The organism is Paenibacillus sp. FSL H7-0940 (assembly GCF_037979415.1).
Taxonomy (GTDB): domain Bacteria; phylum Bacillota; class Bacilli; order Paenibacillales; family Paenibacillaceae; genus Paenibacillus; species Paenibacillus amylolyticus.
In genome coordinates this window covers 6,874,587-6,900,446 of the sequence record NZ_CP150280.1, presented here as the reverse complement: position 1 = coordinate 6,900,446, position 25,860 = coordinate 6,874,587, and the positions used below count along the sequence as shown (strand labels likewise).

General features: G+C 42.3%; 25 protein-coding genes. 8 read left to right on the top strand and 17 right to left on the bottom strand.

Going from position 1 to position 25,860, the window contains the following annotated elements; genetic code table 11:
* Nucleotides 1-75 precede the first annotated feature (75 nt).
* Nucleotides 76-1,146 carry a M23 family metallopeptidase gene (locus MHB71_RS30335; protein WP_036605719.1) on the top strand — a complete coding sequence of 357 codons (1,071 nt, stop codon included), beginning with the start codon at nucleotides 76-78 and terminating at the stop codon, nucleotides 1,144-1,146.
* Nucleotides 1,147-1,362: 216 nt separating this feature from the next.
* Here the strand turns inward: MHB71_RS30335 and MHB71_RS30330 are convergent, their stop codons facing one another.
* The 5 genes from MHB71_RS30330 to zwf all read right to left on the bottom strand — a co-directional run bounded on the left by MHB71_RS30330 (nucleotide 1,363) and on the right by zwf (nucleotide 7,656).
* Entirely contained in the window at nucleotides 1,363-2,685 is a 1,323-nt protein-coding gene (locus MHB71_RS30330) for an IS4 family transposase (RefSeq protein ID WP_340028058.1), read from the bottom strand.
* 204 nt (nucleotides 2,686-2,889) lie between these two features.
* On the bottom strand, nucleotides 2,890-3,768 hold the full coding sequence (gene yunB / locus MHB71_RS30325) for a sporulation protein YunB (protein WP_076328967.1): 879 nt from the start codon (nucleotides 3,766-3,768) through the stop codon (nucleotides 2,890-2,892).
* Between the two features lie 263 nt (nucleotides 3,769-4,031).
* Nucleotides 4,032-4,676 (bottom strand): fructose-6-phosphate aldolase, encoded by a 645-nt coding sequence (fsa, locus tag MHB71_RS30320; RefSeq protein ID WP_340028390.1) that lies wholly within the window; start codon nucleotides 4,674-4,676, stop codon nucleotides 4,032-4,034.
* An 86-nt stretch (nucleotides 4,677-4,762) separates the two neighbouring features.
* A complete protein-coding gene (gene gnd / locus MHB71_RS30315; RefSeq protein WP_017692367.1) occupies nucleotides 4,763-5,656 on the bottom strand; it encodes a phosphogluconate dehydrogenase (NAD(+)-dependent, decarboxylating) in 894 nt (297 codons plus the stop codon).
* A 545-nt stretch (nucleotides 5,657-6,201) separates the two neighbouring features.
* On the bottom strand, nucleotides 6,202-7,656 hold the full coding sequence (zwf, locus tag MHB71_RS30310; RefSeq protein WP_076328966.1) for a glucose-6-phosphate dehydrogenase: 1,455 nt from the start codon (nucleotides 7,654-7,656) through the stop codon (nucleotides 6,202-6,204).
* Nucleotides 7,657-8,071: 415 nt separating this feature from the next.
* Here zwf and MHB71_RS30305 point away from each other — a divergent pair, with 415 nt between their 5' ends.
* Nucleotides 8,072-8,392 (top strand): helix-turn-helix domain-containing protein, encoded by a 321-nt coding sequence (locus tag MHB71_RS30305; protein WP_036605715.1) that lies wholly within the window; start codon nucleotides 8,072-8,074, stop codon nucleotides 8,390-8,392.
* Between the two features lie 130 nt (nucleotides 8,393-8,522).
* Here the strand turns inward: MHB71_RS30305 and MHB71_RS30300 are convergent, their stop codons facing one another.
* Both MHB71_RS30300 and MHB71_RS30295 read right to left on the bottom strand, forming a co-directional pair.
* Entirely contained in the window at nucleotides 8,523-8,885 is a 363-nt protein-coding gene (locus MHB71_RS30300; protein ID WP_340028389.1) for an AraC family transcriptional regulator, read from the bottom strand.
* A gap of 327 nt (nucleotides 8,886-9,212) precedes the next feature.
* Nucleotides 9,213-10,370: a Gfo/Idh/MocA family oxidoreductase gene (locus tag MHB71_RS30295; protein ID WP_340028388.1), complete on the bottom strand. Its 1,158-nt coding sequence runs from the start codon at nucleotides 10,368-10,370 to the stop codon at nucleotides 9,213-9,215.
* A 108-nt stretch (nucleotides 10,371-10,478) separates the two neighbouring features.
* On the opposite strand from MHB71_RS30295, the gene MHB71_RS30290 reads away from it, so the two are divergent.
* Nucleotides 10,479-11,354: an AraC family transcriptional regulator gene (locus tag MHB71_RS30290; protein ID WP_165790096.1), complete on the top strand. Its 876-nt coding sequence runs from the start codon at nucleotides 10,479-10,481 to the stop codon at nucleotides 11,352-11,354.
* Between the two features lie 75 nt (nucleotides 11,355-11,429).
* On the opposite strand, the gene MHB71_RS30285 is transcribed toward MHB71_RS30290, so the two are convergent.
* Both MHB71_RS30285 and MHB71_RS30280 read right to left on the bottom strand, forming a co-directional pair.
* Nucleotides 11,430-12,179: a DUF3600 domain-containing protein gene (locus tag MHB71_RS30285; RefSeq protein WP_340028387.1), complete on the bottom strand. Its 750-nt coding sequence runs from the start codon at nucleotides 12,177-12,179 to the stop codon at nucleotides 11,430-11,432.
* Nucleotides 12,166-12,753, bottom strand: coding sequence for a sigma-70 family RNA polymerase sigma factor (locus tag MHB71_RS30280; protein WP_127548146.1), 588 nt, complete (start codon nucleotides 12,751-12,753; stop codon nucleotides 12,166-12,168). The genes MHB71_RS30285 and MHB71_RS30280 overlap by 14 nt, the downstream gene beginning before the upstream one ends.
* Nucleotides 12,754-13,579: 826 nt before the next feature.
* Here MHB71_RS30280 and MHB71_RS30275 point away from each other — a divergent pair.
* Genes MHB71_RS30275 through MHB71_RS30255 form a run of 5 tightly spaced genes read left to right on the top strand, consistent with a single transcriptional unit; the run spans nucleotide 13,580 to nucleotide 17,156 of the window.
* On the top strand, nucleotides 13,580-14,083 hold the full coding sequence (locus MHB71_RS30275; RefSeq protein ID WP_340028386.1) for a DedA family protein: 504 nt from the start codon (nucleotides 13,580-13,582) through the stop codon (nucleotides 14,081-14,083).
* A gap of 40 nt (nucleotides 14,084-14,123) precedes the next feature.
* A complete protein-coding gene (locus tag MHB71_RS30270) occupies nucleotides 14,124-14,690 on the top strand; it encodes a methyltransferase domain-containing protein (RefSeq protein WP_340028385.1) in 567 nt (188 codons plus the stop codon).
* 58 nt (nucleotides 14,691-14,748) lie between these two features.
* Nucleotides 14,749-15,429: a response regulator transcription factor gene (locus MHB71_RS30265; RefSeq protein WP_340028384.1), complete on the top strand. Its 681-nt coding sequence runs from the start codon at nucleotides 14,749-14,751 to the stop codon at nucleotides 15,427-15,429.
* A gap of 49 nt (nucleotides 15,430-15,478) precedes the next feature.
* Nucleotides 15,479-16,522 carry a HAMP domain-containing sensor histidine kinase gene (locus MHB71_RS30260; RefSeq protein ID WP_340030247.1) on the top strand — a complete coding sequence of 348 codons (1,044 nt, stop codon included), beginning with the start codon at nucleotides 15,479-15,481 and terminating at the stop codon, nucleotides 16,520-16,522.
* A gap of 34 nt (nucleotides 16,523-16,556) precedes the next feature.
* Nucleotides 16,557-17,156 (top strand): methyltransferase domain-containing protein, encoded by a 600-nt coding sequence (locus MHB71_RS30255; protein WP_340028383.1) that lies wholly within the window; start codon nucleotides 16,557-16,559, stop codon nucleotides 17,154-17,156.
* Between the two features lie 18 nt (nucleotides 17,157-17,174).
* On the opposite strand, the gene MHB71_RS30250 is transcribed toward MHB71_RS30255, so the two are convergent.
* The 8 genes from MHB71_RS30250 to MHB71_RS30215 form a co-directional block, all read right to left on the bottom strand.
* Nucleotides 17,175-17,957: an SDR family oxidoreductase gene (locus MHB71_RS30250; RefSeq protein WP_076254574.1), complete on the bottom strand. Its 783-nt coding sequence runs from the start codon at nucleotides 17,955-17,957 to the stop codon at nucleotides 17,175-17,177.
* Between the two features lie 85 nt (nucleotides 17,958-18,042).
* Nucleotides 18,043-18,621: a TetR/AcrR family transcriptional regulator gene (locus tag MHB71_RS30245; RefSeq protein ID WP_076254572.1), complete on the bottom strand. Its 579-nt coding sequence runs from the start codon at nucleotides 18,619-18,621 to the stop codon at nucleotides 18,043-18,045.
* 61 nt (nucleotides 18,622-18,682) lie between these two features.
* On the bottom strand, nucleotides 18,683-19,681 hold the full coding sequence (locus MHB71_RS30240) for an NADP-dependent oxidoreductase (protein WP_076254571.1): 999 nt from the start codon (nucleotides 19,679-19,681) through the stop codon (nucleotides 18,683-18,685).
* 306 nt (nucleotides 19,682-19,987) lie between these two features.
* Nucleotides 19,988-21,073 (bottom strand): alkene reductase, encoded by a 1,086-nt coding sequence (locus MHB71_RS30235; RefSeq protein ID WP_076254569.1) that lies wholly within the window; start codon nucleotides 21,071-21,073, stop codon nucleotides 19,988-19,990.
* 60 nt (nucleotides 21,074-21,133) lie between these two features.
* Complete coding sequence (locus MHB71_RS30230; protein WP_340030246.1) at nucleotides 21,134-21,892, bottom strand: SDR family NAD(P)-dependent oxidoreductase; 759 nt, start codon at nucleotides 21,890-21,892, stop codon at nucleotides 21,134-21,136.
* Nucleotides 21,893-22,223: 331 nt separating this feature from the next.
* Complete coding sequence (locus MHB71_RS30225; protein WP_076254565.1) at nucleotides 22,224-22,727, bottom strand: SMI1/KNR4 family protein; 504 nt, start codon at nucleotides 22,725-22,727, stop codon at nucleotides 22,224-22,226.
* 778 nt (nucleotides 22,728-23,505) lie between these two features.
* Nucleotides 23,506-24,384 (bottom strand): hypothetical protein, encoded by an 879-nt coding sequence (locus MHB71_RS30220; RefSeq protein WP_076254563.1) that lies wholly within the window; start codon nucleotides 24,382-24,384, stop codon nucleotides 23,506-23,508.
* 68 nt (nucleotides 24,385-24,452) lie between these two features.
* Nucleotides 24,453-25,820 carry a PIN-like domain-containing protein gene (locus MHB71_RS30215; RefSeq protein ID WP_076254561.1) on the bottom strand — a complete coding sequence of 456 codons (1,368 nt, stop codon included), beginning with the start codon at nucleotides 25,818-25,820 and terminating at the stop codon, nucleotides 24,453-24,455.
* Nucleotides 25,821-25,860: the final 40 nt, after the last annotated feature.

Genomic DNA, 25,860 nt, shown 5'->3' with positions numbered 1-25,860 from the left:
TTTTGAAGAACGCTAACCTTTAGCTTGGTTCATCGGGTACCTTGTATCATTCTAATGGAAAGGGGCTGCATCCCAGTGCAACAACGCTTGACCTTCAGGCACACGTACCGCTTTTGGATCAAAACATTACTTGCAGGTACTCTGCTTCTCCCATTCTTGCCTGTTGAAGTTTACGGTGAACCCGCCCAGGCCGCTCCCAAACCACAGGTTGCCGAGTTAAAACCCGCAGAAATTTTCGCTGCACGTCGCCATTTATATGAAACCATCGGTCAGATGACTCAGATTCCCTGGTACAGGCTTGCCGCCATTGATCAGTATGAACGAACGATTACTCGTGCACACCCAAAGGATCGCAAGCATCCGGAGCGGCTTACGGGTATCTTCATGACCCCTCCGGCCTGGAGAGGATGGCTAAATCCCGATGAGACGGATCAACATCCGGAATCCATTCTTTTTTTCAAAGGATATGGACGTGATGGTTCAGGAGACGGTATAGCGGATGCCAACAATGATCAGGATGTGCTGTACAGCATGGCTTCTGTTATTCAAGGTTACGGGAACAAACAAGAGGACTTCAACATTGCCTTGTGGGAATATTATCACAACTCCCGTGCTGTGCAACGGATACAGCAATTCGCGAAGTTATATGAGCATTTTAACAATCTGGATCTATTCGGACATGCCTTTCCGGTCCCGCTCGGAACCAACTACTCCTATCGCAGTACCTGGGGGACAAAAAGAAGCTGGGGCGGTTATCGCATTCATGAGGGAACAGATATTTTCGCTCCGCATGGCCTGCCTGTGCGCAGTACCTGTTACGGGGTCGTGGAAATCAAAGGCTGGAATCCGTTTGGTGGCTGGCGCATCGGAATCCGTGATTTGAACAATCATTATCACTATTACGCCCACCTTTCGGGTTTTGACAAAAGTGCACGCATCGGTGAAGTTGTGATCCCCGGTCAGGTCGTAGGTTGGGTTGGCAGTTCGGGTTACGGGAAACCTGGGACACAGGGCAAATTCCCTCCACATCTGCACTATGGGATCTATCGCGACAGCGGACTGCACGAATGGTCGTTCGATCCTTATCCACAGCTGAAACATTGGGAACAGGATGAACGCAAACAAAAGAACAAGAAAAGTAAGTGAGACGAGGATATGCACGATAAGCATTCGAAAAAGGGACCTCTTTAATAGACAATGTCATTAAGTTTAGCTTAAAGAGAAAACTGAGAATAAAATGAAATCTGAAACGGCATGGGAAAAAGTCCCGTGTCGTTTGTTTTTTTTGTATGCAAGGAAAAAAGCGTACAGCAAACAAACGGATGGAGGATCCGCTTAAAAAAGTGTTCACACGAATCGAATTTATGCTACTCTGTAGACGAAGCTAACCGATGATTTATAACCTATTTTGCGCGTATTCTGCTGCCCTGGTCGAATGGGTCGAATCGGCAAAACGTTTTTGCGAATCAGTGCTTCAACATCGGGCGGGGGGTCATCGTCTCTTGAGCGCAGGAAATGTCTACAAACATGAACGGCAACCGTGAAGTTGACTTGGTAGTGGTACTGTTTAGCTTTTTGGGAAATGACGACGTGCGAGGTCATCATTTCTGCAAAATTGTACATGATCATTCTTGCAAAAATCTCTTGGATGACGGACTCTCGTCTCTTTGCGTGAAAATGGGTCAGACCGACGGTGTATTTTAATGCCCTGAACGAGGTTTCAATTCCCCACCGCATGTTATAGATGGACCTGAGTTCATCGGGTGGAAAATCTGCGTCAGATAAATTCGTAATAACGGTCTCATAAGCGCCATCCGGCAGGACAAACCGAACGACTCGAAAAGATATGGGGTAGTACAGATGCTCCTTCAAATCTAAGAAATCAAAGGTAGACTTAGAAGGGATGAACTTGTACATTTCGGGATGAGCTTTGATCTCTTTGGTTTGTTTTTTAGTAAGCACTAGATGAACCTCCTGATCAAACGAACCGCTATCGGGTAAACGCAAGCCCGAGAGAATACCACTGGAGGCCAGATCTTTTACTCGAATGACATAGCTCCACCCTTTGCGTTCAATATGTGCGAAATTGTTGTAACTTTCATAACCTCGATCGGCAATGACAATGGTTTTTCCCTCGATGCAGGAACGGTCAACCATATCCCCTAACGCTTTTCTCTCATTACTTAATCTTCGCGGTTGAACAATCGCATCCACGTAAAGTCTGTTGCAAAGGTCATAGGTGGCGTTTAAATGCAGCAGATTATAGCCTCTTGCTTCCGGTTGACTTTGAAAATAGGTGTCGGTATCCGCAGGGTCAGTGGCGAAATGCAAATCCGAACCGTCAATGGCGAGTAACCGATACCCTCGGTAGTTCTTGAGATCCGTATACGATTGCGTAAATTCTTGAAACAAATATGCCATTGCAGACGGCAAGATTTTATTTCTCTGTTGGACAAAAGCAGAAGAAGTGGCCGTATTTACATCATAGCCCTGTGATTCCAAGAGTTCCTTGTATAAACTGTTTCCGCCCATAGAGATCAGTAGTTGCATAACCGTTTCAAACGGTAACTTCTTCTTACGGGTAAAATCTTTTTCAGGATTTTTGACATAAGGTGCTGGTGCAACTGACATTTCTCGTATGAGGGAGGTCAGTTTTTCTTTTAGCGAATTCGCATATTCATTCATTGGCGTAACCCCCTCGTTTTCCAAGGGCTTCGCCACACCTTTTTACCTGCTTGTCAAGTCTTTTTTCTTATTTCACACAAAAAAGAGCAGGCTATCTTTTCGATAACCTGCTCTTTTTATTGATTTTTGGTCCTGTTCCTTATCTTAATGACATTGCTTTAATAGAGGCCCCTTTCTTTGCTTTGCAATTCAAATTTGTGTGTATCATGGGTGCGCGTCCTTATTGAGCTGCAATCCCCCATTCACATCAGGCAGATCATCCGGCTCAATTTCAAGTTCATTCCCTTGCAAATGGTCTGACGGCGTCTGTTGCTGGTTCTCGCTTGGGGGATTCGTAGTTACTCCATTACCGCTTGATACACCCGTATGACCTGATGGCAGCGCAATAGCAGGGGCATTACTACCGTTACTGCCCACTGGCTTGCCCTGATTATCGTAATAATACATTGGCACATCCCCGACAACCAAAAGGTAGGAAATCGGGATTTCCGTATCGACCGTTTCGGGTTCCATGTCGAAGGGCACCACGACCGCGACCTCAGCAATGATGTGAATGTACACTTCCACCAAAATCATGTTAATACCCGCATTCTGTTGACGGGTGTTCAGATCCACTTTGACAGCGCCTTGGGGCTCAATACGAACCGGTATACTCGGGCCAAATGAAGCCAACACCGGACTGCCCAGCGCCTGCCCCAGCGGGATTTTTTCTTTTAACATGTGTACATTCTGCAGCGTGGATTGCACAATATTCATCGTACTTGCGGTGATTCGCATATGCTCATTGTAGTTCAGCATGAAACCGGACACTTTCCCGGCGGTATCCGTCTTCCAGTCAATCAGTCCTTCGTTGGTTTTGCCATCTGCAACCTGTGCTGTAATCGCCTTGTTGATCGCTTCAGTCGCAATCTGTTTCACTCTGATCTTGGCCAAGTGCATGATGGGGGGCTTCATCTTTTTATCCACATAAGCAAAGCCCTGCATCAAACAAAACGCGGTGACCAATAAAATGATCAACCACATTTTGCGTTTGCCGCTTGGCGGCTTACGGCGTCTCCGGCTTCGCCATTTTCTTCTCATCATCGAAGTGTCCCTCCCCTACGGGATGAGCTATAGGCTATATGTTAACCTTATGCACCGTTGTCCCGAAAAAGAAGGACAGTACGTGGACACTGGACAGAAAGTAACAACAACATGAAAGGGACAAGTACTCCTCATTGGTTAAACTAACCTCGAATCGGAAACTACATAAACAGAGATAAAAAAACCTTTCACCCGCAAATTACTCTGCAAGGCAAAAGGTTTTATGTTCAGACCACCCAAAGATTCAGGCCAGGTCTATCCTTTTATTTCGGAACAGATTCCCAGTCTTTCAGGAAACGTTCAATCCCGCTGTCTGTCAGTGGGTGTTTCCAAAGTGTCGGCAGAAGCGAACCCGGAATGGTGGCAATATGCGCACCGGAAAGGGCTGCATCCTCTACATGTTTGATATTGCGAATGCTTGCTGCGATAATCTCGGAAGGCAGATCATACATGTCCAGAATAAGACGCAGATCACGAATCAATTTCATACCATCCACCGCAATATCATCCAAGCGACCAACGAATGGACTGATGTAGGTTGCACCGGCTTTCGCCGCCATCAGGCCCTGTGCTGCGGAGAAAATCAGCGTTACATTGGTTTTAATCCCTTTTTGCGTCAACTCATGACAAGCGTACAGCCCATCTTCGGTCATCGGCAATTTAATGACTACATTCGGTGCCCATTCTGCAATTTCATAAGCTTCCTTAAACATATCCTCGGCTTTGAGACCGATGACTTCAGCACTGACCGGGCCTTTAACAACGCCACAGATCTCCTGAATGACTTCTTTAAATACGCGACCTTCTTTGGCAATCAAAGACGGGTTAGTCGTGACTCCATCCACCAGACCCAGACGTTCGATCCGTTTGATTTCTTCCACATTCCCTGTATCCAAGAAAAATTTCATGATATGTTACCTCCACTTGATGAATTCGTAAACACGATATAAGTCATTACCCGATTCTCATCATATGTTAACAATTATATATAAAATTAATTTTTCTCTACAGCGTGACCGCCAAATTCATTACGCAATGCTGCTACCACTTTACCTGTGAATGTGTCTGTCTCCAGGGAACGGTAACGCATCAGCAAGGACAACGCGATAACCGGTGTAGCGGTTTGAAGGTCAAATGCCGTTTCTACCGTCCAACGTCCTTCACCGGAAGAGTGCATTACGCCTTTAATTTCGTCGAGGTTTGCATCTTTGGAGAAGGCACGTTCTGTCAGCTCCATCAACCAAGAGCGGATAACGGAACCGTTGTTCCATACGCGAGCCACTTGTTCGAAGTCGAAATCAAATCCACTTTTCTCCAATACGTCAAAACCTTCACCAATGGATGCCATCATACCGTACTCGATACCATTGTGAACCATTTTAAGGAAGTGACCGCTGCCCGCTTTACCTGCATACAGGTAGCCGTTCTCTACGGAAGTATCTTTAAATGCCGGTTCAACGATTGCCCAAGCTTCCGGGTCTCCACCGATCATATAACATGCTCCATTACGTGCGCCTTCCATACCGCCAGATGTACCTGCATCCATGTAGTGAATGCCTTTAGGTTTCATCTCTTCGTAGCGACGGATGGATTCTTTGTAGTGGGAGTTACCCGCTTCAATAATGATGTCACCTTTGGACAACAATGGGCTAACTTCTGCCAATACAGCGTCTACAACATTGTGGGGAACCATGATCCACAATACACGTGGGGATTCGAGTGAAGCCACCATCTCTGCATAAGAAGATACGCCTTCAGCGCCGTATTCTTTCATTTCATTTACTGCTTCAGCGTTCAGGTCAAAAGCAACCACTTCGTGTTTGTGATCAATCAGGTTTCTACCCAGGTTCAATCCCATTTTTCCTAATCCGACAAGTCCAAGTTTCATTTCAAAATCCTCCTGTTATGAACAATGTTTAATTTTTATTTGCGTTCAAAATTAAAAATAAGTGCTTAACGTTTGGCGAAGTAACCGTTCCAGTCACGAATCGTTCTATTGATCGCTGTTATCCCCAGATTTTTTGAATCTCCTATATAGGAGAAAATCCGGGGATAAAGGCGAACGCTATGCTTCTACAGAATCGATTTCGTCCCCTACACTACATTCTCAGCGTTCAAGCCAACCCATTTTCAAAACTGAACCACTAATCTATATTCAAAAATTTTCACGGCCTTCCGGCAAACATAACCGGAAGGGCTTATGCAAAATTGGAACGGTATGATTCGTAATAGTTACTGTATATATCAGTTTTTTGCATTATTCGATCCAACTTGCTCCTGAGTACAAGCTCTAGGGGAATAAAACATTTCGTTTTATATCCTGTTAACTTGGAAAGGTTTGTTTGGATTTGTGCAAATGATTATTTGTGAGCAGAACAGATTGTACTGTTGTCTTTACTATTGTGTTCTCTTATGCTCACTCTTTCGTTTCACTTACCACCAACGGAAGCCGTCCGCTGCTGTCAGGCGATCTGCTGACTCTGGTCCATGCGAACCTGCACTGTACGTATCCAGTGGCACGCTGCCCGCTTCGAATGCTTCTTGAATCGGTTGCACCCATTGCCAAGCCAGCTCCACTTCGTTCCAATGAGCAAAGAAGGTGGAATCTCCACGCATCGCATCAAAGATCAGATTCTCGTAAGCTTCAGGGATGTTACGTTTACCTGAGTTGAAGGTCATATGCATTGGTTCCACTTCACCATGGTTCAATGGATTCTTCGCATTTAATTGAAGCGAGATGCTTTCTCCCGGACCAATTTCAATCGTCAGCAGGTTAGGTTCTGTTGTGTTTTCGGATTCATGACCGGTCTTCAGTGGAGCCTTGAACTCAACAACGATTCGGGTCGATTTCTCAGCCAGGCGTTTACCTGTACGGATATAAAATGGAACCTCGCTCCAGAACGGATCATCGATCCAAAGTCTTGCGGCAACATAGGTCTCGTTCTGAGATCCGGCTGGAATGCCAGGCTCGTCCAAATATCCAACAACCGAGGAACCTTGCAACTCACCTGCTGCATATTGCGCACGAACAACTTCAGAAGCGATATTTTCTTTTGTCAACGGACGAAGTGCTTCAGCAATTTTTTGCTTTTTGAATTGAATTTCTTCCGGTGTGCAACGTTTTGGCAAATGCAAACCAATCATCATCAGCAACTGAAGCATATGGTTTTGGAACATGTCACGAAGAGCACCGCTTTGGTCGTAATATGCGGCACGTTCTTCAACACCCACCGTCTCACTTGCCGTAATCTGTACATTGGCAATATAACGGTTAGACCACAACGCTTGAATCACCGGATTTGCATAGGTGAGCGTCTCAATATTTTGAACCATCGGTTTACCGAGGAAATGGTCAATGCGATAGATTTCTTCTTCCGCAAAGGTATTGCTCAGTTTTTCGTTCAGATCACGAGCTGATTGCAGGTCGTGTCCGAATGGTTTTTCGATAATCAGTTTCTTCCAGCCTTTGGTGTTACCCAGGCCACTTTCTTGAATGTTCAATGCGATTGGCTCAAAGAATTCCGGTGCCACCGACATGTAGAACATGCGGTTTTCGGGAATGTTAAGCTCTTGTTCACGCTGTTGAACCAGTTCCAACAATTTGGTGTAATCTTCAAGCTTCGTATTATTTAAAGAACAATAACGGAAAGCGCCAATGAAATCACGAACCTGAGATGCTTCTTCCGGCGTCTGACGTGAGAATTCATGCAGTGACTTTTCAACATTCGCCTGGAAGTCCGTATCCGACAATTCACGTCGTCCCAATCCGATAACGGAAAAAGATTTCGGCATTTTCTGATCCATGTACAAGTTATATAATGCAGGGTAAATCTTGCGTTTGGCTAAATCGCCTGTTGCCCCGAACAGGACAAATGTCATTGCATCCATTGGAGTGCCTCCTGTGATCTGTGCAGTATAGTATATGATGTTGCAAAATGTTCAAATCCAAGCATGACAAAAGACGGAATAAGTGGGTATGGTCCCCGCCTTGCCTCCGTTTATATAACGCACCTGAATTCAACCATGGAACATTCCTTCTCTCCACAACCTGTGTTTAGGTTATAAATTGTAACCATTTGAATTAACGTTACCCATATTACACCTGTCGTCACAATTCGTCAATAATCGTGTCGAACCTGTGAACTCCAGTGTTTATAGGGTTTTTATTTGATGATAACGCTTTATGTGGTAACATTAAGAACAATTGGTATGTGACATTTTACACATATGGCCTGTGGACAAGTAGGTTACAATAAGTATACTAATGATATTACAAGCAATACTAAATCAAAGGAGTACAATCATGAGCGATGATGAGAATGCCAAGCAAATATGCACAAAAGTGGAACAATCTTATCAGATCATTGGCCGAAAATGGGTAGCCCTCATTATCCATGCATTGATGGAGGAACCCAAACGCTTCAGTGAGATTCACGCTTATATCCCTGACTTGAGCAAACGTGTGTTAAATGAGCGAATGAAGGAATTGGAGGAAGAAGGACTTGTGGTTCGCCATGTGGTCACGGAACGTCCAGTTCGGACTGAATATATGTTGTCACGAAAAGGCACGGAACTGGGGAGAGCGCTAAGCGCCGTGGAACGTTGGGCTGATAAGTGGCTGTAACAGCTTGAGGAAAACCTTAATGTTTATTTAGCTTGAAGATTACCGATGTGTAATCCCGGAGGTGAGTATCGCATTTAGCAACTGGCTAGTGCAATCCGCATCCGGGATTTATTTATTCAAATGGTAAATACTAATTGTGTATATAGAGACGTAATAACGCTATTATTATGCAAACTAAAATAATGCTTGCTGCACCGTTCAAATTTTTGCCGATAATACAACGGGCTCGTCCCGGCAGATTTGCGAAATAACTGGATGAAATACATCCGTTCGGAAATCTGGCACGTCTGCCAATCTCCTCCACCGAAAATGTTGTTATATCAAGGAGTAAGTAATCCTGCTTCAACCTTCGAGCTGTGACGTAATCCGTAATGCTGCTACCTGTCTCTTGATGAAAAATGCGGGAAGCATACGATTTGGACAGGTGAACATCTGCCGCCATCTTGCCCAATCTGATCTCATAATCCAAATGCTTTTCAATCCACCACATCATCTTCTCCAAGTGTCTAAAATGACGTGAATCCGCTAACTGTGAAAGCGTTACATTTGCACTCTCTTTCTGTTGAACCAACACGCTCAAAAGCTGAAGCTAAACAGCACTGATTCTTCCTATTCTCCCTCACACGACTACGAGACTGATTGTAGCTCTCATCGATCCAATCCCTGACTATGGAGATTATGATCTTGAAGTGAATACGAGTTACATGGATGGAAAAACCAAGTGTATTGATTTTTTATGGTGATGTAGATGTAATCGACCTAGTACAAAAAAAGATGCCCATTCTCACTTATGTGAGGGGCATCTTTTTCACGTAAAATACTACGAATCCAACTTCCGCCCGAGTGTAATACTCGAATCCTCGAAGTTGTCCACCGTCGTCTTTTTTTCATAAAAGTGTACGGCATGTTGCATAATTCCTTCTCTTGTGTAAAACACGTCTTCCGCCCCTAGTGGAAAAACAACCTTCTCTCCCGTACTTGCCGACTTATAGATACCCACAATCAGTTCAAGCGTATTCCGGCCACTTTGGCCATCCACCAGAAGGGGAGATCCTGTCTCAATAGCATTTAACACATTCTCAACTTGCCCAGCGTGACCGACATGAATAACATCTGGTAATTCGTCAGCGAGCTTCTGAATCTGGTGTTCCAACTCTCGATTCGGTTCCGGAAATCCGTTATTCCGCGCGGTAGAAGCAACCACTTTCCAAGGTGCAGATACCCGGGCTTCTTTGCCCTGAAAAATTAACTGTTGATCCTCTCCGTGATGTACGACGGAACTGGTAATTATGCCAAGCGCCCTTTCCTGGAAGCGAAGCATCGCCATGGATATATCCTCAACTTCGGCATTATCATGTGCCGTATTTGCCATCATGGCCTGTAATTCCACTGGAGGTCCCATCATCCAAAGCATGGCATCAATATGATGCACCGCATGATTAAGGGTACAGCCTCCGCCTTCTTTTTCCCATGTCCCGCGCCACCACAGATCATAATAATTGTGGCCCCGCCACCAGAACGAATCAACCTGAACATGTACAATCGGTCCCATCCGTTTACTGTCCAGCACACCTTTTAGTTTCATCATTGGTGTCGTAAAACGATTCTGTGCTACTACGGATAACAACTTGCCACTTGCTTGCGCTGCCCTCAACATCAGATCCGCTTCCTCCAGGGAAGAAGCCATCGGTTTTTCGACCAACACATGTGCACCTGCTTGCATGAAATCACACGCAATGGGAGCATGCGTATATGGCGGCGTACAGACTGATACCAGATCAATGTTTAGGGCAAGTAACTCTGTGTAATCCGTGACAGCTTGTGCACCTTCCAGACCATATTCATTAATTCGCTTCTGTGCTTTTTCCACGTAGATATCGACCACAGCAACAATCTGACATCGCTCAGGGAACGCCATATATGCTGAGATATGTGCTCCACTAATTGCACCTGCTCCGATAATCGCCACTTTTAACATCGTTGCATACCTCCCTTATTCCCTTCACAATACACAATAATAAAGCGCTTTTATGCGTTCATCTTGTGCTAAAATAAAACTATCTTGCGCATGATAAGGGAGGCATTCATGAAGTCCATCTTTCTGGGAGAACAATTTAATCTGGTCTGTCGTCGTACATCCAACACTACGTCTCGCGAAGTGTTCCATGCTCATTCGCAGCTGGAGATAACCTATATTCACGAAGGATATGGGCAGTTGATAACCGAAGGTCAGGTTTTCTCCCTTGAACCCGGTATGCTCATGATTTTTCGACCTTTTCAATTGCACCACATCCAGATTCAAGTATCCAGACAGCAGCCTTTCATTCGAAATGTACTCATGGTTGAACTTGATCTACTGAAGGCACATTGGCCCCAATTTATCGTTACTCACGACTTCATACAGGATCTGCTGGAAGAGCAATCCCCCATTCAGCCCATCCGACTTGCTGCCACATCCCCACTCGTTCAACGAATGGAACAATATGCAGATACGTATCCAGCTCTCCTTCCCCACGTAATAGAGGAGGATACACGCCTCTTTTTATTGGATCTGCTCGCACAACTTCGCTATCTGTGGCAGGACGGGCAGCAGCACCGCTCCCAAGATGTACTTTCGTCCAGTGCAACCGTTCTTCACCCTCATGCCGAAGCCATCATGCAATGGATTGAACAGCATTACCAGGAGCCTTTTCGTTTGGAGCATATCGCAGATACACTTCATCTGTCCCCCTATCATCTATCTCATGTATTCAAAAAAGCGACTGGTACCACCATCGTTGCTTATGCTCAAGCCACCCGCATCCGTCATGCCTGTGTGCTGCTCACTCGATCCTCGCTCACCGTTCCCGAAATCGGTCACCGTGTCGGTATGACGAGCCCCTCCTACTTTTGCAAAGTATTCCGTACTACCACAGGCTCTACACCACATCAATATCGGCTGAAAGTGCAGGGGAGGAAGTAATGGATCACAACAACAAGAAAGAAGCGAAAGAATTCACTTCTCCGCTTCTTCTCGTACAAACCGATTTCACTTGCTTCACCGCACATCAAGCCCCAACTTCTCCAAATACGGAATAAGTCGCTCTCTTAATTGCCTCAAATCATCCTTCTGTTCCACTGACAAGCGCTCATCATGAATGCTTCCATCCTTGTCTACCACCATCACTTCATACGCCTTCATTTGTTCATACACAGATTTGAACTCGGTAAACTCCTCTTTAGTTAACATCTCCTCCGCCCGCGCCAACTGCTCCGTCCAGAATTGTTGCTCATTCATAGGATCCTTTTGTGAAGCAGTACTCACAGCTTCCAGCTTCTCAAAAAACGGTTCCAGCTCAGCTACAAGAAGGTTATATCGTTCCTGCTCCACTGTACTCCACTGCTCTGGATACATATTGCCCTGAGAATCGGCATACTTCACGGCCATTTGCCCTAATTGCTTCAGCAAGTCCATATATTGAACAAATTCTTCTTCGCTGAAATGGGCCTTGGCCGTCTGCAGCTTTGCTTCCAACCTCATATAATCCTCAGCTGTTCCCCCCATAGCTTTGATATTCTCCTGCGAACCATATATTCCGTCTGCGAGATAGGTGTATCCTGCGTAGGCTCCGGTGGGAATAATGAGCACAACAGCTAATAGTCCAGTGATCAGCCATTTTTTTCGATTTCTTCTGATGTGCGAATTACTTCGAATACCATCCATCATTTTATGTTTAATTCTCGCAGGAACGGACCAGTCTTTGGTCTCTTCCTGGTAGGCTGTTCGCAACTTTTCATCGAGTTTCATGCAGATCCTCCACCTTTCCCCGCAATCTTGGATTCATCTTCTCTTTCTGTCTTAACTTCGCCAGCGCCGCATGTATGCGCGATTTTACGGTTCCAAGCGGAATCTCCAATATGCCAGCAATCTCCTCTTGCGTGTATTCATTCAAATAATGAAGTGTAACCACCTGCTGCAACTTGTACGGCAAACGGTGCACCTGTTCCAGCAGAGGACGATTTGCCAGTTTGTTGACCAGATCAGTGGAAAAATCATATTCTAGTCCCACGTCAGATCTTTCGATCCGCTTGCCAAACCGAAACTGCATCAACCTTTTGCGTCGATAACTCTGAACCTGTCGCATCGTCACCCCCATCAACCAGGGACGAAAAGCACGCTCCGCATCATATCGCGCCAATGATCGATACGCCTGAATGTAAATCTCCTGTACTACATCCTCCGCATCAGACTTGTCCTTGATGAGAAATCGCACAGTTTGATATATCCTCGTCACTGTTTTCTCATATAATTCTCCATAAGCTTCTTCATGCCCCGCCCGTATTAACGTTACAAGTTCTATGTACTCATCTTGCTCACTCATTATCTATCCCCCTCCTCCTTACACTATATATTGGCATGCCAGCATCATATCGTTCGATTTATTTATTGATCTGGTGTTTATCATGATATAATATACCTAATTTTGTTATTATTGGAGTTTCTGCATCTGAGTTATAAGATCCCCTTTGGTCTTTTGCTATTATCTTATTTCGATCATCGGATTGGTAATCGCCAGAAGCTACTTCGCGGCCTACGCCACGGTATACAGACTTATTGGGATATTGGTTATCTTATCGTCTCTTTTTCTTTCGAAAGCGGATATAAGGGAGTAACTTAGCAGGGGTGGTCACTACTGTAATGAAACTTTTCAGCAAATTGTACTCAGAATATCTCCTGATTCCACGACCTTTACGTTTGTTGTTTCTATGGGGATGGATTGTTTTGTTTATTGTTGCTGGTACCAAATTCAGATGGTTCTACTTCCTACAATAAGCTGATTTCATAGAAGTCTGATCCCCTGGGACATAAAAAAAGAGCTGAGTCGTCATTATGACGTCTCGGCTCTTCTTTGATGCTCATCCTCTTCCTTACAGATAAAGATATAGGTAATCAACTCGAGCTAGCTTATACGTTCCTTTTTGAGGCAAACTTTATTTGATATTCAGGAATTTATATCACTTGATCACCGCTTCTGAATAGTTCTACCTGTTCAAGTCTTGCCAGTACGTTGGCAAGGCTTTTTTCTCTTGAACATAAGTTGTTTGGCTTTGCTTATGTATTCTTTAGATTTTCTTTAGATTTATGCTCATTAATTCCTTAGTTTTTTTAATTAAGATTGCTATATCAACAAGAGAGGAGGCAAAACAATGATCAGTAATACGATCTTAGAGCTACTTCATCAGTATGGTTATCTGATTTTTTATTTTGCCTTCTCATTAGGGCCTTTCGGTATTCCAATCCCAAATGAAATCACGATTATCAGCGGTGCCATTTTGAGTCATACAGGAGTTATCAATTCATGGATCACATACTTCTGTATTTTATCAGGACTATTAACGGCCATTACCTTTGCTTATTTTGCAGGGAAGTTATTTGGAACCAAGATAAAACACAGATTTCAACATCATAAACACTTCGTTAAGGCTGAACTGATTCTGAATAAAAGTGGCAATTGGGCGATGTGCGTTGGTTTGTTCATTCCAGTCGTGCGGTATGTTCTCCCTTTGGTGATGGGACTCAGTGGCGTGCAGTATAGAAAATTTGCTCTTATCTCCTATTCCAGTGCTTTGTTATGGACCATAACGTATTTTACAGCGGGAATTTACTTCGGTGGCCCCATTCTATCTACGCTTCATTTATTACATTTCTAACTGGTTTGGATAACATACCATCACATTATGGAGGAACCCTATGAATTCCAATGAACCTGTTTTATTTTTGAAAAGTTTTCTGCAAAGCCCTAAACATGTCGGCAGTATCATACCCAGTTCCCGGTTTCTCGCCAGCAAAATGGTGAAGCAAGCCTCTTGGCTAGAGGCAAAAGCTGTCGCCGAGCTTGGATCGGGTACAGGTCCTATCACTCGTTATATTCATCAACAAGTACACGATTCCACCAAAGTCCTATTGTTTGAGATGAACGAAACGATGAGGAATACTCTTCAGACGGCATACCCGGAGTTCTCCTGTTATCCAGACGCTGCTCGATTGGTAGAATCCATGAATCAAGAGGGCGTTCAGCAACTGGATTACATTTTTAGCGGACTGCCCTTCTTCAACTTTGAGCCTGAATTAAGAAATACGTTGGTAGACCAGATCTATAAGGCACTCAAACCTGGAGGATTATTCATCGCCTTTCAATATTCACTTCAAATGAAAAAAGCATTATCCGAACACTTTATCATCGAAAAAATAGAATTCGTGCCTTTGAATATCCCACCTGCGTTCGTTTATGTCTGTCGCAAAAAGGAAACAATTTAAACATTCCGGACGATCGTTTACACTGATGTTATCCTAATTTTTAAAGGAGTGTTGAATTATGAATACCGTTCTCGTTGTTGATGATGAACCCGATATCCGGGATGTCATTCATGTCTATTTACGTAACGAAGGATATCATGTCATTGAAGCAGCCAATGGTGAGGAAGCGCTAAATATTATCAAAACAACATCGGTTCAACTCGTTATTCTGGATGTTATGATGCCCATTATGGATGGAATTAAAGCCTGCTTCAAAATAAGAGAAGTATCACCCACTCCCATTATTATGTTATCCGCCAAGGAAGAAGACATTGATAAAATCACGGGCCTGACTACCGGGGCTGATGATTATATGGTCAAACCGTTTAATCCATTAGAGTTACTGGCTCGCGTTAAATCTCAGTTACGACGTCAAACACTGATTGGCAAAGCCGAATTCAATTCACTTATCCTGATCAAGGACCTTGTCATAGATACAAGTAAACATTCTGTGAAGCTCAAAGATAATGACATTTCGCTTACACCACTGGAGTTTTCCATTCTGGTGTTGCTTGCCAGCCATCCTGGACAAGTATTTAGCTCCGAGAAAATTTACGAAACCGTATGGAAAGAACCTTACGGGTATTCGGATAATACGGTGATGGTTCATATTCGTAACCTGCGAGAGAAATTGGAAGTAAATCCGCGGGAACCTCATTACATTAAAACGGTATGGGGAGTGGGATATAAAATTGATTAAACGATTACCACAGTTTAAAAAAAAGATACAGATTAACATCCTATATCAAATGTTGATCAGTTTATTGATTTCGTTTGTTGGCTCTGTGGGTGTAAATAATATGTTGATCATAGCTGCCGCAAAAATTAGTGAAAGATTTAATTGGCCTTCGCTCCTCTACATTTTTCCTTATGTTCTAACACCAATCTTCATCGTAATTTTCACGTTAATTTTTTTGTTTTCCACACGAAAAATTGTGAGAGATCTCATTACATTAGAGCAAGGGCTTCAAATCATATCTGAAGGAAATTTGAATTATAGGGTGCCCGTTAATCGACAAGATGAACTTGGACGCGTTGCTTCCAACATCAATCACATGACAGAACAGTTAAAGCAACAGATTGCTAAAGAACGTGAATTGGAGCAATCCAAGATGGACATGATCACTGGCATCTCACATGATCTGCGTACACCGCTTACCAGCATAATTGGCTATATTGAGCTTCTCAAATCAGAATCATTTCAAGACAAAGCAGAGTATGATCGTTTCATCCAAAATACCTATAACAAAGCAACGCATTTGAAGAAGTTACTCGATGATTTATTTGAATATACGCGTCTTAACGAAGTGAACACCAAATTGGATTTAAAAAATGTTGACCTCTGTCAGCTATTGGACCAATTGTTGTTTGAATTCGAACCTTTAGCTCAGGAGCATGGGATTCGTATTGAAAAAACACTCGGTAATGCTCCAATCATGGTTTCCCTGGATAGTGATAAGATCGCTAGAGCCATCGACAATCTCCTCATGAATGCACTCAAGTATTCCTTTAAACCGGGCACGATTCATGTTCGAATGAGTGTGCAGCATAATCACGTTACCATTGAAGTAGAGAATAAAGGCATACCACTAACGATAGAACAAAAAAACAGACTGTTTGATCGCTTTTATAAGGTGGATTATTCGAGGAATAGCGAAGGTATTCAATCAGGATCTGGTCTGGGACTTTCTATTGCGAGAAACATTACGGATTTACATCAGGGGACTTTAACACTAAAACATACGCGTAACGTATTTATATTCCAACTAAGCTTGCCTTCTAACATCCAGTGAAACATCAATAGCATTGATAATGGAGGATACCGCGATGAAAACATCCGAACCACTTCTTTTCCTGCAAGGATTTCTGAGAAACCCCAAACGAGTAGGCAGTCTCCTCCCCAGCTCCAAATTTTTGGCTAAGAAAATTGTCCAGTCTGTACGATGGGATGAGGTAAGAACCATTGCTGAGCTAGGGCCAGGAACAGGGGCAGTCACACGTCTTATGAGAGCTGAATTACCCCAATCTGCTACCGTTTTTTTATTTGAAAGAGACCCGAAAATGAGGAATGATCTGAAGAAAACATATCCTGAATTCATGTACCATTCGAATGCATCCTATTTAGTGAAAAAGATGCATCAAGAACATATACATCAATTGGATAATATCATTTGTGGACTGCCCTTTTTTAATTTTTCCAGAGAAATGAGACAAAACATCCTGTCACAGATCCATACAGCACTCCGACCTGGAGGCACGTTAGTTTTATACCAGTACTCCCTTCATATGAGGAAACAATTAACTGAGTTATTTGAGATGGAGAAAATTCAATTTGTGCCCTTCAGCTTCCCTCCTGTTTTTGTGTATGTTTGTCATAAAAGACAAGATGAAGGACAACGTGAAGCGATCGACTTGGGGAAGATCTGATTTATCCTCTACAAATGTTTAATGTCCTGTCTTGTCCTGTGAGGATCTAATCATGCGAGTCATCATCTTACGCGGCAACAACCGCGGCATAAACGCGATGAATCGATTTCGAGCACCAGGCATAATTAATGTCTTGCCACGCAAAAAGCCTCGATACCCTTCTTCGGCCACCTGTCCGGCTTCCATGATCGGGCCCTGCAACATCTTCGAGACACCCATACCCGAACGATCAACAAACCCGGTGGATGTCAGGCCTGGGCACAGTGCCGTTACTGTAACGCCAGTTCCGCTTACTTCATTCTCCAAAGCCTCAGTGAACGATAGTACATATGCCTTTGTTGCATAATATACCGACATCAACGGCCCAGGGAAAAAACCTACCAACGAAGCCACATTCATCACACCGCCTTGCCCACGTTGGATCATATCCGGCAAGAATAGCTTTGTCATGACGGTTAAAGCCTTGATATTCACGTCAATCATATTAACTTCTTGTTCCATATCCGTTTCCATAAACGTCCCGAACAGACCGAAACCTGCATTGTTGACAAGATAGTCAACAACAATGCCCTTTTCCTTCAGCTCATGATAAATCTCCTGTGGTACCCCAGGTGCTGCTACATCTTTGGCAATAACCGTCGCCTGAATGCCATACTTTTTCCGATACTCCTGAGCTAGATCCTGTATTTTACCCTCGCTTCGTGCTACCAGCACAATATGATGTCCACCTTTGGCAAACCGATCTGCTAACTCTTTACCGATCCCACCCGATACCCCTGTGATTAGAACTGTCTTTCTCATGTTGTTGCCTGCCTCTCTTTTCTATAAAATATGTTTCATCTGGAACATCAATTAGAATGAACATTCTATAATAGTAAAAAATGGACTACCTTAGTATGAGATCCATGGATAGTATCGCTATACGAAGCAGTTTTTCCTTGGTCATCGAAGTCTTGGCCATCCCCCTTAAACCAATGCTTACGTTATGCAGATATTCCGCCAATACCTCGGCGTTATACTCCGTTGTGAATTCACCTTCTTGCTGTCCCCACACCATAATGTCCTTGATTAGTTTCTCGGTATTTGCAAACATCTCCGTCGATCGGTTGTTCATGTCTTCATCGCGTGCCGCCAATTCTACCGTCGAATTAACAATGAAGCAGCCTGATGCTGGAGATTCCTCTCCATGAATTAAAGAAAGAAATATAAACTGAAGTGCTTCCGTTGCCGTTTTAGAACGCTTTACGCCTGCTGCAAGAGCGGAGCTGATTTTGTGATCATACAGATCTACTGACCTTAGAAACAAGGTATGTTTATCACCAAATGTGTCATACAAGCTTTTACGATGAATTCCCATATGATTAACCAGATCCGTCATAGACGTCTTCTCGTAACCTTGTTCCCAAAAAAGTCTCATCGCTTTATCCAGTACAACAGACTCTTCAAACTCTTTGCTTCTCGCCATTGGCTTCCCTCCTGTTCAGAAAACGAACATTAAATAGCATGAGCATGATCTTAACGAGCCTTTAAAAGGTAACAATGACTTTGCCCTGGGAGTGACCCGTTGATACTTTAATCAATGCCTTTTCAATGTCCTCAAACGTATACGTAGAATCGATCGAAGGTTTAATGTCTTCTTTTTCTACAAGAGCTGTGATTTCTTGCAATTGAATCCCACTGGAATGCACAAATAAAAAACGATATTCATTTTGATTCTTACGCGCTAAAGAATCCAGGCGTGCACCTACGAGACCAAACAATGCTCTTTTCCACAACGGAAATTGACTGTCCACTGCAAAGCGATAATTGGGTCCTGCCTTCAAAGAAACTAATTTGCCATGTGGTTTCAAAATGCTCAGTTCAGCTTTGATCTCATCCGCACCCAAGGTGTCGATCACATAATCGATATCGGACAGAATGTCAGCATACTGCTCAGTCTTATAATCAATGAATTGATCTGCTCCAATGGATAGAGTACGTGCTCTGCCCCTCTCACTGCCACTTGTAATAACCGTTAATCCCATGGACTTGGCAATTGGGATAGCCATCGCACCGAATCCCCCGGTTCCGCCAGGAATAAACAACTTTTTATTCGGTTCCGCTCGGAGCACATCATGCAATGCTTGATACGCGGTCAAGGCAGTAAGGGGTACTGCAGCTGCTTCGATAAAAGACAGATTTTCAGGCATCATAGATAAAGCATCCTCATGTACAGCCGCATATTCAGCAAAAGCACCAATTTTATTTAGTGGCAACCTCGTATAAACCGAATCCCCCACTTTAAAATTCAAAACATCATCACCGACAGCTTCAATGACACCCGATAATTCATTCCCTAAAGTTAAAGGTAACGTATAGTCGGCAATCATCCGAACACTGCCATTCATATTCAAGATATCCAGTGGATTTACACCCGCAGCTTTCACTTTGACAAGAACCTCATGGCTCTGAATTTGAGGTATCTCAATATTATTGACTTCCACTTGGATTTTTTTGGAGTATTTCTTTATTTGAGCCGCTCTCATCATTTATCCTCTTCCTTTGCTTATAGACTATATAAGTTGAACTAAAGATTATTTAAACTGACACTACGATGACAGAACAACCCTCCAATCGCTGTTATCCCCAGATTTTTTTGATCCCCTTTCTAAATGGAAAATCCGGTGATAAAGGCGAGGTGTATGCTTCCGAAGTAGCTTTCTTTCAGAAAGCTTTTAGCTTCGCTTTTTCAGGTTCTTTCTGTCCTCTCCGTTATCGTGTAAATGATTAGTTCAACTTATGTAGGAACATGGCGCGCAATGTTCAGTTGTACGCCATGCTCCATACTTGTGCTAGTGTAGCCCCTCTTGCGACTTTAATTCTTCCAACGTAGGATAATCCGTGTAGCCCTTACTTCCCAATCCAAAGAAGGTTGTCGGATCTGCTTCATTGAGTGGCGCACCTTGTTGAAGTCGTTCCACCAAATCTGGATTAGCCAAGGACCATACACCTACAGGTACCACATCAGCGAGACCACGATCTAAATCGACACTAAGATCATCCAACGTTCTTCCAGCCCGATTGACCAACAGTGGATTTTTCCAGATCGAACGAATGTCTTGGAGTAAGTTCTCATCTCCAAGATGCATAACATGAAGGTAAGCCAAATCCAATTGAGCCAATTCTTTTACTAGATAGCGATAGAGTTGCGGACCTTGTTCACCATCTTGAATTCCACCCAGCGGTGTCCCTGGTGAGATACGGAAGCCTGTTCGTTCTGCGCCTATTTCCTCCACGATGGCTTTCGTTACTTCAATCGCAAAACGAACACGATTTTCAATAGATCCGCCATACTCATCTGTGCGTGTATTTGAATTTTCTCCTAAAAATTGATTGATCAAATAGCCATTGGCTCCATGAATTTCGACGCCATCTGCCCCCGCTTTGATCGCTGCGGCAGCTGCTTTTCGGAAATCGGAGATGGTCGTTTGAATATCCTCCTGACTCAATTCCCGGGGAACGGGGATATCCTGCATCCCTGTAGCCGTAAACATTTCTACACCCGGTGCGATTGCAGATGGAGCAACCGGTTGACGATGATGCGGGGTATTGTCCGGATGTGACATGCGACCCGCATGCATTAATTGGATGTATACATATCCGCCAGCTTCATGCACGGCATCCGTTACCTTTTTCCATCCTTTAATCTGCTGATCGGTGTAGATGCCAGGTGACCACAAGTAACCCTGTCCATCATCAGAAGGTTGTGTTCCTTCCGTAATGAGGAGTCCCATCGTTGCACGCTGAGCATAATAAAGTGCCGCCAACTCTCCAGGTGTACCATCTTCTTGTGCTCGACTGCGTGTCATAGGTGCCATCGCTAGTCGATGAGGCAATTCCATGTTGCCAATCTTTGTTTTACTCCATGTCTTTTCCATTTGGATGTACTCCTCTTCTTATTTGAGATTTTGTAGATGTATCCTCTAGATTCTGCTGTATTAATTCAATTCTGAAATCACCGGGTAGATTGCGCCTGTCAGTTGGAACTCATAGTTCTGGTCTACAATTCCCACGACCACTTCATTGTGATCATACAGATCGATCATGAAGCCTGCCATTTCTTTAGCTGTATGGTACTTGGGCATATTCGCTTTGTAATCGAATCCTTCAGCATCTATTAATTTTCGCACAAATTCTGTTTCCGTGATCGCTGGTGCAAGCACCTTCGCTTTTAGTTTTGCACCTTTCAGTTCCAGTTCTTTGGCAAGACCTTCTGTGAAGGCACTAACGTAGTATTTCGATGCAGAATAAGCTACACTGCCCACAGCAATGGCATATCCGAGTGCGGATGAGACGTTAATCAATTGAGTACCTTCAACATTCGCATAATCTCGCACATACAATGTAGATAGAATGGTCAAAGATTCAATGTTAACACGCAGCATGGTCTCCACTTTATCCAAATTCTGTTCAGCAATGAACGAGCCTTCTCCAAGCCCTGCATTATTGATCCAAGTCTCAATTTCATATTCCTTCAAATCGTTATATAGCGTGTACGCCTCTGCGCTAACAGACAGGTCGCTTGTGTGAACGATAACATTTACTTTAAGGTCGATACCCTGAATAGTTGATTTAAGTTCTTCAAGCTTATCCAATCTTCTAGCTACCAAAATCAAGTTTTTGCCCCGTGTTGCAAATGCCAATGCTGTTTCATATCCAATTCCTGAACTTGCTCCTGTAATCACTGTGTATTTCATCATATTCTCTCCCTTATATTCTTTAGATTAGTGTAATCTCAGTTTTGAGAACGATCGTTCTTTATTGTGCAAAAAAAAGTAGTTAGATCTAACTTGCTGTTAGCATATCATTTCTAGAACGAACAGTAAAGAATTATTTTATATGTAAAAACATGCTTGGAACTTACTTAAATGAGAAGAGAAACGCTATATAAACCATTTTTTATCATAAATTAAGAATTCCTATATCGTTTCACTCCTTCAATTTAAGCAGCACTAACTTTTCCTTCATTGGTTAATCTAATGTCAGGCCAATGGCCACAAGTATAACCATCAACCTTTCCTAGCTACGCTAATCTGAATTCGACATCATCCATGCCAGAAATTCTCCAAACGAATCGGATACCTTTTCAACCTCTTCAAATTCAGGCTCACATCCACGGACAATAGCTCCACTGTCGGTTGTTAAGTCAATGGCATAGAAGGAATATCCATCCTCCACAGACATTACGATCGGCAAGTGATGATCCCACCAGGCCGTTATCTCTGACTGCCAAATAGAATCACCCTCTGCTGCCTCCAAACTAAGCATTTCAAATTCATTCCATTGGAATGCGGTCTCCGTGCTATTGTTGAACTCAGCCTCACAAATAAACCAGGTTTTCTCATCCGGTGCAACGCATTTTTCAACTACATTTAGAAATTCTAAATATTCATCTGGAAGTCCTTTATATCTTGAAGTAACGCTGCTGTTTAAATGTGACTGCGAACCGGATCTACTCATTATGTCCCAGCCCTTTTCCCCTGCCCAAGTCATAAATTCCCTCAGGTGAGTTTTTCCTTTTCTATTATTCATTTCCAATTTATACACCTGCCCATCAGCTTAAGAAATAGAAACTATATCCCCTATTCGGGATTTGAATGGAAAATCCCTGCTGTGGTGCTTCAAAGAGAAGGACAAAAAGACTGGAAACATGGTTGGGACAATCATCAACCATATTTCAGTCTTTAGTGCTTTGAGGACAGTTAATTTTAGTAGGGACAGTAAAAATAAAATTGGACAGGAATTTTTTATTTGTTAAATATCCTGTAGAAAACTAAAAATAACTGTCCCAAAAACACTATCCCCCAATCCCATACCCCACAAGGCTTTACCGCCATTTCCGAGATAAAAATTCGTGTCCCCAAAACGCTGAGAAAAAGACCTAAAAACTGGAAATAAACTGGTTCAATCGTGAACGAAAACGACTAACAATTCGTGTCCCTGAAAGGATAGAGATATGCCTGAGAAAAGCAGGAATCGGCATTTAAAACGCCTGGGTATGAGCCTGGGAAATGCCTGAGTATAACCGTCTCTGCTTACCCCGAAATCCCTGATTTGCCTGGGTTTCTGCTTGATTATCTATTCGGGATTTGGATGAGAAATCCCTGCTGTGGTGGTTTAATGGACGAGAAAAAGACTGGAAAAATGGTTGGGGAAAAGCGTCAACCAGGTTCCAGTCTTTGGTGGTTTGGGGACAGTTAATTTTAGTTAGGGACAGTTAATTTGAAATTGGACAGGAATTATTAGTTAGTTACAAAGAAGAATCTTCATTAAAAAATATAAACTCTGCACAACTCTCTCATACTACTACTCAAATTTCGATTTCTATTCTTTTAAGCAGTTTATTATATAAATCCTCTTCATCTCTCCAGACAATATGACTTACTTGTTTTGTGTCAAAATGGATATTATGAAAATCAGTTTCTTTGACGGTCATAATAACTTTCTTTTTCAGAGCCTTTGCATAGCCAGCCTCATAGTAGACGCCACCTCTATTTCCTGTAAAATCCGTGATAACAAAATTACTTTTCTCTATCTCATAAAGGATCTCTGGAACAATGGAGTTACTATGCTCTTTTTCATCAATTAGGATAGCTTCATAACCATTTTCGCTTACTGCTTGTTTTATCCTATCTCGTGCTGCATCCATGCTATTATCAAACCACATAGCAATAAACACACGCTTGCTTGAAAGATGATCCAATATGAAATCAAGTTCAAATTCTTTTAAGAATCTTCTAATATTAATAACTAACCATTTTTCAAGATTTGAGCTCTGATTAACGTTTGTCATTAATGAAACTGTTGCAATTAGAAAGTCTACACTATTTAATTTACAAATATATTCCCATATACCAAAAAAGCGATACGCTGTAAATGGAATCTCAGATTCAAACATCCCTTTAATTTCATCTGCTTGGAATGTCTCAATACCGATATTCATATCACTACAAAATAAACCAACACATTTAGGATGCAATTCATAGTACTCGTAATTTATGTTTTGTTGAATATCTTCATCTAAACATCCAAATTCAATTTTGATATTACCATAATCATATTCTAACTTTTCATTCACTTGATCTCTGTAAACTTTGTACATATTAAGTAGCTTATTCCTGTAAGCATCATATAATTTATGATCCTTTTCTTGTTGTTTGATTATTACCTCTAATGTCAGTCTATTCATGCTAACCTCCGCAAAAAAAATTATTTATAAGTACAGATTGGAATAACTATTGTAATGCTCTTGAACACTTAACAATACTCTCTAACTTCAAAATTGTCTGGTTCTTCAAATTCATCTTGATCATATTCAAATTCATAGTCTCCTGTATTATCATTATCATACTTACTCTCATCATCAAAGCCACCAGACGCTCCTAAAAAATCTATATCTATTATTTTAATAGTATCAGCTTCTCTTTTAAAGGCTATTCGCTTGGAGTCCTCTGATTGCCATTCTTTTTCAACGGTAACATGAATCCAAACTCGAAGGTCCACGGATGCAGTCCCAAGCTCAAAATCCTCATTAGAACAATGAGCGCTCGCATCAAAATCAGCCGATATATCAACAAAAGTATCAAAAGTAATATATTTCGCGTTATCCTTAATTATTTCATGATCATCCAGATTGAAACTTTGTTCGGTAACACCTTCAAAAGAAACAGTGTCGATGCATACTTCCAACACCATCTCCATTTCGTCTTTAATCGTATCCTCTTCTGATAAATATTCGTTAATTTTGTCAAGGAGTTGATCAGGATACCACTGATCAAAAATTCCCCTTACTTCATCTTGAACAGATGAATAGGCAACTAACTCTCGTATATCTCCGTTCAAATAGACAGAACACTCTTCCAAAAAGGAGGTCAAGGAAATGATCATAATACGATTCTGGGTTACTTCATAAAACTCTTTAAGTAAGTCTTCACGAGGTAATTGTTGATCTTTATCTCGGAACCAATCTTCTTTCAAATCCAATGTAATGAAAATAATATCATGAGACGATTCTAAGGATTTTCTTTGCATTTGTTTCCAAACAAAGTAGTCACCGTGTGAGTTTGCATTACCTTTATCTCTATCCATAAAACCTGGAGCAAGCGGCGTGTCCTCAAATTCCTTTTTTATTTGTTCCTCCTCATCATTCAATAATGGTTCGCCTACATTAGAGAACAATTCATCGAAAATCAAGTCGATAGGCACAACGCGCCTGTGTTCAAGATGAAGTTTATCTGCAAATTGTTTTAACTCAAATATATTATCTGAATTAATCTCTGATGTCTCCAGTTCCAACACTTTTTGCTTAAATTCGTCCTCGAAACCATTCCTTTCCCATCGATCAAGCATTTTCTTAACTTTGTTCCATTTAATTGGCGTGTTTTCTAATCTATCTATTATTTTGTTATACTTATTTTCAGACTGTACATATCCAACATGTTTCGTAAATTCCAAGTTTACTTGGTTGGGGATCCAAATATCATTGATTTTGAATTTTAGAACATCTTTAAGTTCAACAGCTTTTTCAATTTTCCATTCATAAATTCTGAGTAAACTACTTGTATCAAAAATAAGTAATCCATTATTCCAAGCATCCTCAAACTTAACCATGTATTGATTAGTCATACGTATTCTCCTGTTTAAAGTTTATGTATTGTAGTTTAAA

Bases quoted from the DNA above. Each gene is read 5' to 3' on its own strand.
- MHB71_RS30330 (WP_340028058.1), bottom strand. From the start codon at position 2,685: ATGAATGAATATGCGAATTCGCTAAAAGAAAAACTGACCTCCCTCATA.
- yunB (WP_076328967.1), bottom strand. From the start codon at position 3,768: ATGATGAGAAGAAAATGGCGAAGCCGGAGACGCCGTAAGCCGCCAAGC.
- fsa (WP_340028390.1), bottom strand. From the start codon at position 4,676: ATGAAATTTTTCTTGGATACAGGGAATGTGGAAGAAATCAAACGGATC.
- gnd (WP_017692367.1), bottom strand. From the start codon at position 5,656: ATGAAACTTGGACTTGTCGGATTAGGAAAAATGGGATTGAACCTGGGT.
- zwf (WP_076328966.1), bottom strand. From the start codon at position 7,656: ATGGATGCAATGACATTTGTCCTGTTCGGGGCAACAGGCGATTTAGCC.
- MHB71_RS30305 (WP_036605715.1), top strand. From the start codon at position 8,072: ATGAGCGATGATGAGAATGCCAAGCAAATATGCACAAAAGTGGAACAA.
- MHB71_RS30300 (WP_340028389.1), bottom strand. From the start codon at position 8,885: ATGATGTGGTGGATTGAAAAGCATTTGGATTATGAGATCAGATTGGGC.
- MHB71_RS30295 (WP_340028388.1), bottom strand. From the start codon at position 10,370: ATGTTAAAAGTGGCGATTATCGGAGCAGGTGCAATTAGTGGAGCACAT.
- MHB71_RS30290 (WP_165790096.1), top strand. From the start codon at position 10,479: ATGAAGTCCATCTTTCTGGGAGAACAATTTAATCTGGTCTGTCGTCGT.
- MHB71_RS30285 (WP_340028387.1), bottom strand. From the start codon at position 12,179: ATGAAACTCGATGAAAAGTTGCGAACAGCCTACCAGGAAGAGACCAAA.
- MHB71_RS30280 (WP_127548146.1), bottom strand. From the start codon at position 12,753: ATGAGTGAGCAAGATGAGTACATAGAACTTGTAACGTTAATACGGGCG.
- MHB71_RS30275 (WP_340028386.1), top strand. From the start codon at position 13,580: ATGATCAGTAATACGATCTTAGAGCTACTTCATCAGTATGGTTATCTG.
- MHB71_RS30270 (WP_340028385.1), top strand. From the start codon at position 14,124: ATGAATTCCAATGAACCTGTTTTATTTTTGAAAAGTTTTCTGCAAAGC.
- MHB71_RS30265 (WP_340028384.1), top strand. From the start codon at position 14,749: ATGAATACCGTTCTCGTTGTTGATGATGAACCCGATATCCGGGATGTC.
- MHB71_RS30260 (WP_340030247.1), top strand. From the start codon at position 15,479: ATGTTGATCAGTTTATTGATTTCGTTTGTTGGCTCTGTGGGTGTAAAT.
- MHB71_RS30255 (WP_340028383.1), top strand. From the start codon at position 16,557: ATGAAAACATCCGAACCACTTCTTTTCCTGCAAGGATTTCTGAGAAAC.
- MHB71_RS30250 (WP_076254574.1), bottom strand. From the start codon at position 17,957: ATGAGAAAGACAGTTCTAATCACAGGGGTATCGGGTGGGATCGGTAAA.
- MHB71_RS30245 (WP_076254572.1), bottom strand. From the start codon at position 18,621: ATGGCGAGAAGCAAAGAGTTTGAAGAGTCTGTTGTACTGGATAAAGCG.
- MHB71_RS30240 (WP_076254571.1), bottom strand. From the start codon at position 19,681: ATGAGAGCGGCTCAAATAAAGAAATACTCCAAAAAAATCCAAGTGGAA.
- MHB71_RS30235 (WP_076254569.1), bottom strand. From the start codon at position 21,073: ATGGAAAAGACATGGAGTAAAACAAAGATTGGCAACATGGAATTGCCT.
- MHB71_RS30230 (WP_340030246.1), bottom strand. From the start codon at position 21,892: ATGAAATACACAGTGATTACAGGAGCAAGTTCAGGAATTGGATATGAA.
- MHB71_RS30225 (WP_076254565.1), bottom strand. From the start codon at position 22,727: ATGAATAATAGAAAAGGAAAAACTCACCTGAGGGAATTTATGACTTGG.
- MHB71_RS30220 (WP_076254563.1), bottom strand. From the start codon at position 24,384: ATGAATAGACTGACATTAGAGGTAATAATCAAACAACAAGAAAAGGAT.
- MHB71_RS30215 (WP_076254561.1), bottom strand. From the start codon at position 25,820: ATGACTAATCAATACATGGTTAAGTTTGAGGATGCTTGGAATAATGGA.